At 67.7% G+C, this 12,967-nt stretch carries 10 protein-coding genes and 1 pseudogene; 7 read left to right on the top strand and 4 right to left on the bottom strand.

All coding sequences use genetic code 11. The features are described 5' to 3' along the window. Both U5N23_RS10495 and U5N23_RS10490 read left to right on the top strand, forming a co-directional pair. Positions 1-490 (top strand): annotated as a pseudogene (locus tag U5N23_RS10495) (hypothetical protein); the annotation flags it as partial. A gap of 387 nt (positions 491-877) precedes the next feature. Continuing rightward, a complete protein-coding gene (locus tag U5N23_RS10490; RefSeq protein ID WP_322592750.1) occupies positions 878-1,039 on the top strand; it encodes a hypothetical protein in 162 nt (53 codons plus the stop codon). 395 nt (positions 1,040-1,434) lie between these two features. On the opposite strand, the gene U5N23_RS10485 is transcribed toward U5N23_RS10490, so the two are convergent. The 3 genes from U5N23_RS10485 to U5N23_RS10475 all read right to left on the bottom strand — a co-directional run bounded on the left by U5N23_RS10485 (position 1,435) and on the right by U5N23_RS10475 (position 5,961). Then, complete coding sequence (locus tag U5N23_RS10485) at positions 1,435-3,096, bottom strand: hypothetical protein (RefSeq protein ID WP_322592749.1); 1,662 nt, start codon at positions 3,094-3,096, stop codon at positions 1,435-1,437. A gap of 210 nt (positions 3,097-3,306) precedes the next feature. Continuing rightward, entirely contained in the window at positions 3,307-4,224 is a 918-nt protein-coding gene (locus U5N23_RS10480; protein ID WP_322592748.1) for a GGDEF domain-containing protein, read from the bottom strand. 102 nt (positions 4,225-4,326) lie between these two features. Then, a complete protein-coding gene (locus U5N23_RS10475) occupies positions 4,327-5,961 on the bottom strand; it encodes a PAS domain S-box protein (protein WP_322592747.1) in 1,635 nt (544 codons plus the stop codon). Between the two features lie 315 nt (positions 5,962-6,276). Between U5N23_RS10475 and U5N23_RS10470 the strand changes: the two genes are divergently transcribed. The 3 genes from U5N23_RS10470 (at position 6,277) to U5N23_RS10460 (ending at position 9,542) form a co-directional block, all read left to right on the top strand. Next, on the top strand, positions 6,277-7,509 hold the full coding sequence (locus U5N23_RS10470; protein WP_322592746.1) for an FAD-dependent oxidoreductase: 1,233 nt from the start codon (positions 6,277-6,279) through the stop codon (positions 7,507-7,509). Between the two features lie 253 nt (positions 7,510-7,762). Further along, positions 7,763-8,548, top strand: a complete 786-nt coding sequence (locus U5N23_RS10465; RefSeq protein WP_322592745.1) for a hypothetical protein — start codon at positions 7,763-7,765, stop codon at positions 8,546-8,548. A 193-nt stretch (positions 8,549-8,741) separates the two neighbouring features. Next, a complete protein-coding gene (locus U5N23_RS10460) occupies positions 8,742-9,542 on the top strand; it encodes a hypothetical protein (RefSeq protein WP_322592744.1) in 801 nt (266 codons plus the stop codon). A 90-nt stretch (positions 9,543-9,632) separates the two neighbouring features. On the opposite strand, the gene U5N23_RS10455 is transcribed toward U5N23_RS10460, so the two are convergent. Beyond that, positions 9,633-10,037: a hypothetical protein gene (locus tag U5N23_RS10455; protein WP_322592743.1), complete on the bottom strand. Its 405-nt coding sequence runs from the start codon at positions 10,035-10,037 to the stop codon at positions 9,633-9,635. 250 nt (positions 10,038-10,287) lie between these two features. Between U5N23_RS10455 and U5N23_RS10450 the strand changes: the two genes are divergently transcribed. After that, on the top strand, positions 10,288-11,064 hold the full coding sequence (locus U5N23_RS10450; protein WP_322592742.1) for a hypothetical protein: 777 nt from the start codon (positions 10,288-10,290) through the stop codon (positions 11,062-11,064). A 283-nt stretch (positions 11,065-11,347) separates the two neighbouring features. Further along, positions 11,348-12,838 carry a M12 family metallo-peptidase gene (locus U5N23_RS10445; protein WP_322592741.1) on the top strand — a complete coding sequence of 497 codons (1,491 nt, stop codon included), beginning with the start codon at positions 11,348-11,350 and terminating at the stop codon, positions 12,836-12,838. Positions 12,839-12,967: the final 129 nt, after the last annotated feature.

Here is a 12,967-nt window from a genome sequence, read left to right as displayed (position 1 = left end):
CTTGGCGACCTTGGCAAACAGCGCCGGGGCCAATTTTGAGAGGATCGTCACGCAGGTCCCTGGCCTTGTGGTGTTGCGTGCCGATGCACTTCACCCAGACAGCCTTGGAAGCACCCTGGACTCTGTTGCCGCGACCTTTTCAGGAGGGCGCTATGCGACCATGGACCTTCTCGAAGACCTGGTGCTGTATCGTGCCTGGACTCCAGGGCAATCGAGGGAGTTTGGAGGCTTCTGGTCATTGGACAAACCAGTTGGATCTCTGCAGACCAGGATTGACTCCGCCTTGCTGCCCGAATGGAGTGTCTTGCGCGGAACCGGCTTTCGTTCACAAGCCACCGACTTCACCACCATCAAGGTTCCTGCAGGTACCAGAGTGCACGCCGGGGAAGTAGGAAGTCAGGGCGGGCAGTGGGTTGGAGGCGGCAGCCAGATACTCATTGAAGGCGGCCCTCAAGAAGTTTGGAAAATCGATGGAGGAAAGCTCAGATGAATAAAGATGCAATGTGCCAATGCGAAATCCGCCAAGTGGGTCGTTTTGACGGCTGGGATGACTTTGACGAATTTATCACCGTCTTGAACGGGGAACCCTCGCTAGTCCCTGCACGTGTCGCTCAACCCGACTCCTATGTGGGCCTGGTCGAACGTTGGTACCAATGTTCGGCCTGCGCGACGATGTGGCGATTGGTAGAGCCGGACCCCCCCTTCGAAGGACTGTGGCAGAAGGTCGATTCTCCGCAGCCGTGAAGGTAGCTTGCTTGGTCTGCCAAAGTACAACCCATCTACGCCGCAAGTACCAAGCTCTCTAACAGCTGCAGTGGGCGCCGGTGCACCTCGCACAGGTCATGGATCGCTGGCGAATGCTGGAGCGTTTCAGCCCGTGCCCGTCATGGAGATGCAGCGCGATGGCACGCTGATGGTCAAAGGCGACCCTGCACAGCTGCAGGAGCGCCTGCGCCAAGGCGGCGTGGACCGCGTGCTGCGGCGCAAGGGGGCGTGCTCGTCGGGCTTGACCAGGTGGGCAAGGCGCGGCAGTTGTTGAGTAACCCGCAGCCCACACAAGATCGCAGCAGAACTGCGCCCCCAACGTCTGCACTGACGCGGCGGGAGGTCGCAACAAGCCAAAGCGACTTTGTTGCAGAGAGCTACCGCAGCAGCTACATTGTTGCCAATGGACGCGTTCAAGAACCCACCCAACCTGATGGTGGCCGAGGACCCACGACTGGTCGCTCGCGTGCTACCTCCCTGGACTCTGTGCGGGGGACTGGTGATGCCGTATCGCCTAGAACCGCCTCTCTCGTGGGACTTGGAATCTCCGAGCGCGTCGAGCTTACCGGCAGCCAAGCCCTCGTCGGTGAACGGGTAAATTCGCCAGAGCAGCTGTGCCTGCCGGCCGTTCAACGGCTGCGGCCATGGCGTACCGCTTGCCCGCCCTCCTCACCCCCCGGCACGCCGCCACACCAGCCCCAGCGCCTTGAATTTCTGCCAGGCAGTGGCGCGTTCGTCCGAGAGCACGTCGAGAAAGTCCGACAGGCGCTTGGACTTGACCATGGTGTAAATGGTCAGCGCGGTGGTCAGCACGAACACGAGGGCGAAGATGCCCAGCTTGCGGCCCAAAGGCGCGTCGGCCTCGGCCAGCAGGTTCATGCCCAGGAAGCCCGTGGTCACGGTGCCGATCAGGCCGAAGATGGTGACGACCGTGAGCCGCACGACCGTGTTGGCCTGGCGGCGCAGGCTGTCGGCGTCCAGGTACTGGTTCATTTCGCCGATGCGCTCCTTGACCTCGGTGTACAGCGGGTCCAGCCCCAGGTGGTTGGCACACATGCGGAACAGGGCGCGCACCTGGGCCTGTTCGGACACTTCGTGGAACCAGTAGCGGTGCGTGAAGCGCAGAAATCCGGCAAAGCTGTCGCGGATGGTGCGCTTGAAGCGGCGCACGCTGGCGGCGTCGGCAATGTCCAGGTCTTTCAGGGCCTCGGCCAGCCGGTCCGAGAACATCAGCAGCGCCGCCTTCTGGAAGTGCGCAATCAAGAACAGCAGGAAGTGCTGGTGCCTGAACTGCGCCAGCACGCCCCGGTCGCGGCACACATAGAACGGGCTGCTGGCATTGCCCAGCACCAGGAGCGAATGGCCGCTGCACAGGTAGCGCGTGTTGGGGGCAGCGCCGCTGCTGCTCCAGAAGCGGTCGTAACAGAACCGCTTTTCAAAATCGGCCAGGTGCTCTTCGGAATAAGGCAGGCAAGTGTCGTCGTCGCTGGGCGGGGCCGCCCCCGTGACCAGGCCGAAGCGGATGAAGTCGCTGCGGCTGAGCGCGCGCGGGTCGTCCAGCGCCAAAAAGGCCAGCTGCGGCATGCGGTAGTACTCGATCTGGCGGTAGCGCAGGGGCCCGCTGCGCTCGGAATGGTCGCTCACCAGCGGCTCCAGCAGCCAGGCCCAGTGGGCCGAGATGCGCGGGGCGCGGTGGCTGCTGACGTGGGCCATGAAGAGGTCGCGCTGGTTGGCGTCGGACGCGGCCAGCACCTGCCCGGCGGCGCCAAGCCACTCGGCGCTGTACAGGCAGTGCTGGGCATGGCCCTCTGCATCCCAGCCGGCGGGGTAGCCACGGCCGAAGCGGTACAGCAGCTCCTGCGCCTGGGCGAGCTGCAGGTCGCGGGCGCTGACCTCGACATTGAGCAGCACCAGGTCCAGGTCGAGAAAAAAGTACAGGTCCACATGCACGATGTCGAGCGTGATCGGCGCATCGCCGGGGCGCAGCACCGCCCGCACGGCGCTGACGTCGCTGCGCCGGAACACCCGCATCGGCGAGCCGGTGGCACGGCTGCCTTCCCGGCTGCGCCCTTCGCCATACAGGAAGCGCTGCACATAGGGCAAAAAGGTCACGAACTCGTTGTAGTGGCGTTCGTGAAAACGGCTGCTGTCGCCCGTGAATTCGTCCACCACCTCGCGCCAGGGCGAGGCCGCCTCGCCCATGTCCGCCAGCAACTGCCAGGGCTTGGCGTGCTGGCCCTCGGAGCCGCGCACCGGCATCAGGCGCAGGGGCCACAGCAGGACCTGGCGAAACTCCCGCACGCAGGCGGGGTGGGATTGAGCAACTGGCATGGGGGTGGTCTTTCGTCGGGATCGCGGGTTTCGCAGGAAAGTGCCACGGGGTGGACTGTAGAGACCATGCTACCCAAAACCGCAGGGGCTGGGTGGCTCAGCACCTTGCCGCAGGCGCCGCCATGCGTGTGCCACGCCTGCGCCATGGCTCCTGCGGCGAGCCCCGGCGCGTGACGGCGACGTTCGGCTACCAGTGGTGGTGATGGACGGTCAAGCCCGTCTTCCCCGCCCGGCCGCCTTGGCGCGGTAGAGCGAGGCGTCGGCCCGCTCCATGAGGCCGCGCCAGCCGTCGTCGCCCGCAAAGGCCACGCCCACGCTGGCGCCGATGAGCACCCTGCGCCCGCCCAGGTCGAAGGGCCTGGCGGCGGTGGCCACCAGCTTGTCAGCCACCTGCTCGGCGGCGGCGCGACCGGGCATGCCGCCCAGCACCACCACGAACTCGTCGCCGCCCACGCGCGCCACCAGGTCCATGGGCCGCACCAGGGCCAGAAAGCGCGCCGCCACGGCCTGCAGCAGTTGGTCGCCCACCGGGTGGCCCCATGTGTCGTTGACGGGCTTGAAGCGGTCCAGGTCCACGTACAGCATGGCCACGCCGTGGGCTTCGCCAAGCGGTATGCGCTGCAGGTAGGCCTCCAGGCCCTGGCGGTTCACCAAGCCGGTGAGGCCGTCGCGCTCGCTCAGGCCGATCAGGCGCGACTCGCGCTGGCGGTGGATGGTCACGTCGTCGAGCACGGCGATGAAGCCATCGGGCGTGCCGCCCTCGGACTGGCGCGGCACCAGGGTGATGGCCATGTTGCGCTGGCGCCCGCCCAACTGCAAGTCCAGCTCGAACGCCGTGGGCTCGCCGCCCAGCGCCTTGTGGATATGGGCCATGCTGCCCTGCAGCTCCTGGATGGGCATGACCTCGCCGATCTTGTGGCCCACGATCTCCGCGCGCGAGGGGCCCACCAACTTCTCGAACGCGGAGTTGACGAACTCGTAGCGGCCCTCGCGGTCCACCACGGCGATGACGTCGGGGATGGCCTCGGCAATCGAGCAAAGAACCTGTTCAAGGTCTTTTTGCAGCCGCGTTGCAGTGCAATCGGGATGAGTGGATGCTTCGGATGCGCCGCATGGGCTCGCGCCCATGTAAGCAGCCGGGGCGTCCAATCGCCCGATTTCACTCCAACCCTTCGGGCAAGTGCCTTTTCGGGCGGTCTGCGGCGTTGCGGCGCTTGCCGATAGCACGGGCTATCGGCTGCGCGCCGCGCCTTGCATCCCATCCCGAAAAGGGACTTGCGCGGCCTCAAAAAGACCTTGAACAGGTTCTTGCGTACGTTGCTGGCGAAACAGGTCGGCGCGGGCGCGCTGCTGCGCCGAGATGTCGCGCATCACGGCGGTGTAGCGCACCACCTGGCCGGTGGCGTCCTTGTGCGACAGCACCGAGTGGTCCACCGCAATCGGCTGGCCGGCCACGAGCACCGTGCTCTCGCCCATCCACACCCCGCTCTTGAGCACCGAGGGCATGACCTCGTCGCGGTAGCGGCGCGTGGTCTCGGGGGTGTTGAAGTCGGTGAAGCGGTGCTGCGTGACGTCGTAGCCCGCGTCGTAGCCCTGGGCCTGGCGCGCGGCCGGGTTCATGTAGGTCACGCGGCCGTCCTTGTCGGCCTGCACCACGAAGTCGGGCGTGGCCTCCAGGATCTGGGTGAGCATGTGCAGTGATTCCTCGGCCCGCTTGCGGCCCGTGATGTCCTGCAGCGCGCCGACCACGCGCAGCGGCGCACCATGTTCGTCGTACTCGGTGTTGCCGATGGCTCGCGCCCACACGCGCCGGCCATCGGGGGTGCGCAGGGGGGCTTCGATCTCCCACTTCTGGCCGTCCTCGATGCCTTGCTCGAAGGCGGCGATGAGCCGCTCCTGCGCGCCCTCTTCGTAGAAGCCGACCACACCGGGCAGCGTGGGCACGAAGCCATCGTCCACGCCGTGGATGCGCCGCACCATGGGCGACCAGTGCACCGTGCTGGTGGGCAGGTCCACCGTCCAGGAGCCCACCAGCGCCAGCTCGCCCGTGCGCTGCAGCAGGTCCTGGTTGGCGCGCAGTTCGCGCTCCACCGCGTGGCGCTGGCTGGTGTCGCGGATGAAGGCCGTGGCGCCGATGCCGCCGGCCATGCGCAGCGGCGCGATGGACAGCTCCACCGGCAGGCGGTGCCCGTCCTGGTGCAGCGCGTCCACCTCGAAGCGGCGGCGCAGCACCGGGCCCTCGCCGGTGCGCTGCAGCCGCGCCATGCCATAGAGGTGGGCGCTGCGCATCTCGGGCGGGATGATGAGCTCGTGCATCGGGCGCCCGATGGCCTCGTCGTAGCTCCAGCCCAGCGCGGCCTGCGCCTGCGGGTTCCACTCGGTGATGAAGCCGCCAGGGTCGATGCTGACGAAGGCGTCCTGCGTGCTGGCGAGCATGCTCTGCAGCGTCTCGTCGCGCGCGGGCCCATCTGGCGCATCGCTGTGCAGGGTGCCCTTGGCCAGCAGGCCGGGCACCGGTGCCAGCGGCTGGCTGCCCAGCGGCCCGCGCGCATCCCAGCGCGGGCGCTGGTTGGCAAAGGCGCTGCGCGTGCTGCGCACTGCACTGGCGTCGTCGAGGGTGCCCAGGGCCACATCGACCGCCTCGGGCCGGGTGTCCTCCAGGCGGAACAGCTGGCTGCCGCACTCGGGGCACAGCTGGCGCGCAGCATGCCCGGACGAGCGCCAGGTGTGCACCGCGCCATAGAGGCGCAGGGTCGCCCGGTCACCGGCGATCCAGGCCATGCCGGCCCCACCCGATGCCCGGCGGCAGGTCTCGCAGTGGCACACCGTGGCATCGAGCTCCAGCGCGTGCACGGCGTATTCCACGCGGCGGCAAGCGCAGTGGCCTCTCAATACAACAGGAGCCGTCCTCATACGCAACCTTTGTCCCGGGGGCCGGGACCGCAGCAGTCGTGCCCAGCGCGGCGCGGGCCCGTGGGAGAAAGTTAACCGGTCTTGCCGCCCGGTGTTGTAGGACAGGTCCTATCCGCGCCGACTGTACCGCGTTGGTGTGCCATGGCAAGCGGGCAATGTCAGGGCGCGGTGGCCGCCGGCAGCGATTGCCGATACGGCAATCCAGGGTTCGAAAAACAGCGCAATGCGGTGGGTGTTCCTGTCGCGGGCCCGCACAATAATCACCCCATGGAAACCATTGTTCTCGGCGCCGGCATGGTCGGCGTCAGCACTGCCCTGGCACTGCAGCAGCGCGGCCACGCCGTGACCCTCATCGACCGCAAGGCCCCGGGCCAGGAGACCTCGTACGGCAACGCCGGCATCATCCAGCGCGAGGCCGTGCAGCCCTACGCCTTTCCGCGCAACATCGCCACGCTGGCACGCATCGCCACCGGGCTGAGCAACGACGCCCACTACCACTGGGGCGCCGTGCTGCGCCTGGCGCCGCAGCTGCTCGGCTACTGGGCCGCATCGGCGCCGGGACGCTACGCGCCCATTGCGCAGGCCTACAGCCGCCTCATCGCCCACTGCCTGACCGAGCACGGCGGCTGGATAGCAGACGCCGGCGCCGCCGACCTGGTACACAAGCAAGGCTGGATGCAGCTGTACCGCACCGCCCCCGTGTTCGATGCGGCCGCCACGCAGGCCCGGGCCACCGCGGCAGCGCACGGCCTGGCCTGCGAAGTGCTGGACAGCGCCGCCCTGGCCGCCGCCCAGCCCGTGCTGCAGATGCCGCTGGCCGGCGCCGTGCATTGGCAAGACCCATGGAGCGTGCGCGACCCCGGCGAACTGGTGGCGCGCTATGCGCGGCTGTTCGTGCAGCGCGGCGGGCACCTGGCCACCGGCGATGCGCTGACGCTGCGACAAGAGGGCAGCGGCTGGGCCGTGCAGGTGGACTCTGGCAACGTCAGCGCGCAACACGCCGTCATTGCCCTGGGCCCCTGGGCCGGCGCACTCACCACGCGCCTGGGCTACCGCCTGCCGCTGTTCAGCAAGCGCGGCTACCACCGCCACTTTGCCGGCGGCCCCAGCCTGACCATGCCCGCGCTGGACATCGAGCGCGGCGTGATGCTGGCCCCCATGGCGCGCGGCCTGCGCCTGACCACCGGGGCCGAGTTTGCACTGCTGGATGCCCCCGCCACCCCCGTGCAACTGCGCCGCGCAGAAATCTCCACGCGCGAACTGCTGCCCCTGGGCGAGCCCGTGGAGGCCACGCCCTGGCTGGGCGCCCGCCCCTGCACCGCCGACATGCTCCCCGTGCTGGGAAAAGCGCCGCGCCACACGGGCCTGTGGTTCAACTTCGGCCACGCGCACCAGGGCTTCACCCTGGGCCCGGTGACCGGCCGCCTGCTGGCCGAGCTGATCAGCGGTGAGGCGCCGTTGGTGGACCCGGCGCCGTATTTGGCGCAGAGGTTTTTGTAACAGACAGGCCCGCGCGAACAGCGCCTGCCCCATCCTGTCGCTCCACCCAGTGGGGCCCTCCTGACCCGCCCAGTCGGCATCACCCATATTGGCGATTGTGGTGATCGCTCCATTGCTTTGAAATCAAGAAACCAATGGATACAAGTGTGTCCATGTGGACACATGCGCTTCGTGCGCGTTTTCCTTGTCACCCCCTGCCGGCCACCACAACCCCAAGAATCCCACGCCGGCGCAACTTCGATCCATCACCGCCATGCGCCTTACCTGCACGCTCAAGAAAATTGCCGCCGCCACTGCCATCGTCGTCGCCAGCCTGGGTGCCGCCAGTCCTGCTTTGGCCGACATCACGGCATCGGCCACCGCCAGCGGCTCATCCAGCGCCTACACCCTGGTGGCCCGAATCACGCCCGACGCGCAGTACCTGGGCCGGGGCAAGCTGTACTTCGTGATGCTGCATGGCTCGCAGATCTACGTGCTGTCGGAAACGCGCGGCTTCATCCCCTACACCGGCGGCGAGCCCGAGGCCTACCGCGGCATCACCCAGGCCACCGAGACCATCACCGTGCAGGGCTGGAACACCACCGCGCAGGCCGGTGCTTCGATCTTCGTGGGCTTTGGCACCGATGTGATGGACATGATCAACAACGGCAGGTTCAAACAGGTGGCCACGCTGCCCCAGGCGCCCGCACCGACGCCCACGCCAACGCCCACGCCCCCCGTTGTGACCAACCCCTATGCGGTCTACAGCGGCAACTACCTGTGCATCAGCGAAACAGGGTCCAGCTACACGGTTTCCGCCACCATCACGGCCACCCAAGCGGTGGTGGATACGTCCAGGATCCTCACCATTCCGGACTACACCTTCAACGTGCCCTACAGCAACATTGGCACCACTGGCGACCGCATCTATACCAACAACGCCTTCCCGCTGCGTCTGGTGTCGGTGGACACGACCGCGGGAGCCCGCTACCCGCTGGCCCTAGGCTACGCAAGCAATGGCTCCAGCACCCCGCGCGTTTTCATCTGCTCCCGGCGCTGAGCGCCATCAGAGCAGGCAACTGGCGCGGCCGATGGCATTGACGAGTGACGCACAACAGCCGCGCAGACTGTGGCCGTGCCAGCGACACGCAGGCCAGGGCCGCACCGCACCCAAGCCTGCAGGCCGCGGCAGCCGTTGATCCGCGAACCGGATGGCCGGCAGCGCCGGCCCCATCACCTCGATTCCTACCTCCATGAACTTCGCCAGCCCATTCAAGAAAATCTCCGCCGCCACCGCCCTCGTCGCCAGCCTGGGCGCCGCCAGTTCCGCATGGGCCGACATCACCGCATCGGCCACCACCAGCGGCTCGGCCAGCGCCTATACCCTGGTGGCTCGCATCACGCCCGATGCGCAGTACCTGGGCCGCGGCAAGCTGTACTTTGTGATGCTGCACGGCTCGCAGATCTATGTGCTGTCGGAGACCCGGGGGTTCCTTGCCTACACCGGCGGCGAGCCGGTGGAGTACCGCACCATCACCCAGGCCACCGAGACCATCACAGTGCAGGGCTGGAACACCGCAGCACAGGCCGGCGCATCGATCTTCGTGGGCTATGGCAGCGATGTGATGGACATGCTCAACAACGGCAAGTTCAAGCTGGTGGCCACGCTGCCGGCGGCTCCTGCACCGGCGCCCGCGCCAGCTCCTGCACCTGCGCCCGCCCCTGCACCGGCCCCCAGCACCTCCCACTCGGCGCACAACGGCACCTACATGTGCTATGACGACTATGGCCGCTCGGGCGCCGTCACCGCCACCTTCACGGCAAGCCGGGCCGTGATCGATACCACGCGGCTGTCAACCATTCCCGACTACACGTACAACCTGCCGGTCACCAACCTGGTCTACGAGCCCGGTGTCACGTTCTATACCAACCTGAGCTTTCCGCTGCGCGCGGTGGGGCTGGACCTGACGCGCAGAAGCACGTACTCGCTGGTGATTGTCTACCAGGCCAGTGCATACAGCACCGAGATTAGCTACGGCTGCGCCAAGCGATAAACAGCCCTGGGGCGGGCTGGTGGACCGCTGCCACCAGCAGCGATTTCGGTGGATTTCTTGTTTCTTTGGAGGGCCGTCCGACCCGTCCCCCTACACATTCACCGCCGCCCCATCCACCGCCCAGCGGCACTCTGCCATCCAGGTGGGCAGCGCGGGGTCGCGCACCACAGGTGCCAGGGCGCGCAGCGTGGTGTTCATCTGGCTGTCGAACCAGTGCAGCTTCTGTTCGGCAAACTGGATGGACGACAGCGCCTGCAGCACCAGATGGCCCCCGTCCGCCACCGGCAGCGGCAGTGCCGCGTTGAACGCCATGTCCAGCGACGGGTGCTCGCGCACCAGCTCGTGCAAAAAGGCGCAGGCCGCATCGATGGGCTGCGCATGCCGCGCATGGAAGGCCGGGCTCATCTCCTCGGTGCCCAGGAACTTGGCAACGCCGGCGAGCGACTCGAACGGGGTGGGCAGGCGGGTGGGGGTGGGCGTCGAAGGGATGGGCATGGTGGCGGGCGGCTGGCTGAAGGATGGCAAGGTCAACGGCAATGGCAACCGCGCGCAGGCGGGTGGTCGCGTATCCAACGTAACAGTATGCGCCCACCGGGTGCCCAGCCGCCCGGGCAAGGGGCAAAATGCACTGCACGCGCCTGCTTACGCAACAACAACAGCAGCAGCAACGCAGGCGCGCCTGCCTGTATCCACGTAAACCGCCCGCAACGCCACCGCGTTGAACGGGTTGACACCGGACACCGCCATGCCCACCGCCAAGCCCCGAAGCCCCCTGCATCCCCTGCGCAAACTCCTCGCCGGTGCCGCCTTGGCGCTGGGCCTGGGCGCCCTGCCCGCCTTCGGCCAGATCACCACGGTGACCACCACCATCAGCGGCACCACGCAGGCCCTGAACTTCGCCGTCAGCGTCAACCCCGAGGCCCGGTTCGTGGGCCAGGGCCAGCTGTACTTCGTGGTGCTGCACAACGGGCAGTTCTACCTGCTGTCCGAGACGCGGGGCTTCGTGCCCTACACGGGCGGCGAGATTCCCGAGTACCGCACCATCCGCCAGGCAAGCGAGACCATCGCCGTCAGCAACTGGAATACCCGCGCGCAACTGGGCGGGGCCGTCTTCGTGGGCTATGGCACCGACTTCTGGGAGATGCTGGCCAGCGGCCGCTACCGCCAGGTGGCCACCCTGGCCGAATACCCCATCCCGCCCGTGGCGGGCAACCCCTATGCGGCCTACAGCGGCGCCTACCTGTGCTCCAGCAACACGGGCGCCACCTACGACGCCACCGCCACCTTCACGGCCGCCCAGGCGGTGGTGGACACCTCCCGCATTCCCGGCTTTGCGGTGCCCGGCATCAGCGTGCCTTTCGACGGCCTGGGCAGCAGCGGTGATCGCCTCTATGCCAACCGCGACTTTCCGCTGTACCTGGTGTCGCTGGACACGACGGCAGCCGCCCGCTACCCGCTCGCGCTGGCCTACCAGGCCAGCGACTTCGGCGCATCGCACATTTTCGTCTGCGCCAGGCGCTGACAGCGCCCGTCTCTCAGGCATCTCTCGCACGCTCGGCTGGCGCCCCACCCGGGGCGAAGCACCTGCAGTGCACCGTCCAGCGCCCCCCCGATACCGCCCGTCGGCGCGCGACGCCATGTCGTGACATTTGGTTTCGCGCCACAGTGCGCGCCGTACCCCGGTGATAGATTCGCCGGTCGCCAGGAGCCTGTCGGACTTGGAAATCGCCGGCTACAAATCCGACAGGCTCCCAGGGCCACGCGCCGAGCACTCCCCCGATCCACCGCCAATAGATACACACCCCATGGCCGTTACCGTCTCCGACCTGCAGAACATGCGCTTTTCCGGCAACCCGCAGGCCGATGCCCTGCTGGGCGGCACCCCCATCTGGAACTTCTGGCCCGACGGCCGCAAGGTCATCTACTACACCTTCGACGCGGGCGCCGGCAGCGAAGCGGCCAGGAAGACCGGCAGCGCGGTCACGGCCTTCAACGCCGACCAGAAGCAGTCGACCCTGCAGATCCTGCAGCACGCCGCGGCCGTCACCGGCATCGTCTTCACCGAGGTCGCCACCTCGGCCCAGGCCGACCTGCACTTCGCCGCCACCAACCTGCAGGGCCCCTCCACCGCGGGCCTGGCATCCTCGGGCTACAGCTACAGCTACTCCGGCCCCAACCAGGTGGTGGGCTCGCTGAACATCGAAGCCGTGGTCTACCTGGACAACGTGGAGCACGCCGGCATCAACAACCGGCCCACGGCCGGCGGCTCGGGCTACGAAGTGCTGCTGCACGAAGTGGGGCATGCGCTGGGCCTGTCGCACCCCTTCGACTCCTCGCACCCGCTGCCCGCAGGGCAGGACAACACCAACAACACCGTCATGTCGTACACGCATGCCGGCCCGAACAAGACCACCTTCCAGGGCTACGACCTGCTGGCGCTCGACTGGCTGTATGGCCGCGACGGCCTGGGCGGCACCTATGGGTTCAATTCGACCAAGGGCCCGACGCTGAGCGTCGATGCGGCACCAGCACCAGCACCAGCACCAGCACCCGGCCCGGCCCCGGCACCTGCGCCCACCCCCACGCCAGCCCCGGCCCCCAAACCGACACCCACCCCAGCGCCGGCACCGACCCCCACGCCCGAAAAGCCAGTCTGGACGCCCAGCAACCCCCACCTGCCCACGGGCAACCAGGGCACTGCCGACGCCGACCTGTTCAACAGCAAGCCCGCCAACGAGACCTTCACCGGGGCTGCCGGTGTAGACACGCTGCTGACCCATGGCGCCCGCGGGGGCTACACCCTGCAGCCGCTGCCAGGTGGCGGCTGGCAGCTCAACGACAGGGGCGCCGGCCACGACGGCCTGGACACCTTGCAGCAGATCGAGCGCGTGCGCTTTGCCGACCACTCCGTGGCGCTGGACCTGAACGGCGCTGCCGGCACCGCCGCGCGCCTCATCAGCACCCTGCTGGGCTCCGACGCGCTGAAGAACCAGGGCCTGGTGGGCGCCGTGATCAAGGCCGTGGACGAATCGGGTGCCACGCCCCAGCAATTGGCAGAACTGGCCCTGGCCGCCGTGGCCGGCCCCTCCGCCACGCCCGAGCAGGTGGTGGCCCTGCTGTACGCCAACTTGTTCGGCACCGCGGCCGATGCCGCCACCGTGCAGAACCTGGCAGGCCTGCTCCAATCGGGCAGCTACACCGGCGCATCGCTGACCTGGGCCGTGGCCAGCTCGGACCTCACGGCCAGCAAGATCAACCTGGTGGGGCTGAGCCAGCTGGGGCTGGAATACATTTGAAACGAATGGATGCGCAGGGACCGCCTGCGCATCCACGGCCTTCGCGCAGTCCACGCCGCGCCCGGCGCGGCCCTACCTTTGGGGGATACCGCCCGCCAGAAATTTGCACTCCAATCACGTTCGATGCCC

It is taken from the genome of Acidovorax sp. (assembly GCF_034519795.1).
Classification (GTDB): domain Bacteria; phylum Pseudomonadota; class Gammaproteobacteria; order Burkholderiales; family Burkholderiaceae_C; genus Acidovorax.
This window is presented reverse-complemented; position numbering and strand designations above follow the sequence as displayed.

Excerpts from the sequence above, each read along its gene's own strand:
- U5N23_RS10455 (WP_322592743.1), bottom strand. The coding sequence starts at position 10,037 with ATGCCCATCCCTTCGACGCCCACCCCCACCCGCCTGCCCACCCCGTTC.
- U5N23_RS10470 (WP_322592746.1), top strand. The coding sequence starts at position 6,277 with ATGGAAACCATTGTTCTCGGCGCCGGCATGGTCGGCGTCAGCACTGCC.
- U5N23_RS10460 (WP_322592744.1), top strand. The coding sequence starts at position 8,742 with ATGAACTTCGCCAGCCCATTCAAGAAAATCTCCGCCGCCACCGCCCTC.
- U5N23_RS10465 (WP_322592745.1), top strand. The coding sequence starts at position 7,763 with ATGCGCCTTACCTGCACGCTCAAGAAAATTGCCGCCGCCACTGCCATC.
- U5N23_RS10445 (WP_322592741.1), top strand. The coding sequence starts at position 11,348 with ATGGCCGTTACCGTCTCCGACCTGCAGAACATGCGCTTTTCCGGCAAC.
- U5N23_RS10485 (WP_322592749.1), bottom strand. The coding sequence starts at position 3,096 with ATGCCAGTTGCTCAATCCCACCCCGCCTGCGTGCGGGAGTTTCGCCAG.
- U5N23_RS10480 (WP_322592748.1), bottom strand. The coding sequence starts at position 4,224 with ATGGGCGCGAGCCCATGCGGCGCATCCGAAGCATCCACTCATCCCGAT.
- U5N23_RS10450 (WP_322592742.1), top strand. The coding sequence starts at position 10,288 with ATGCCCACCGCCAAGCCCCGAAGCCCCCTGCATCCCCTGCGCAAACTC.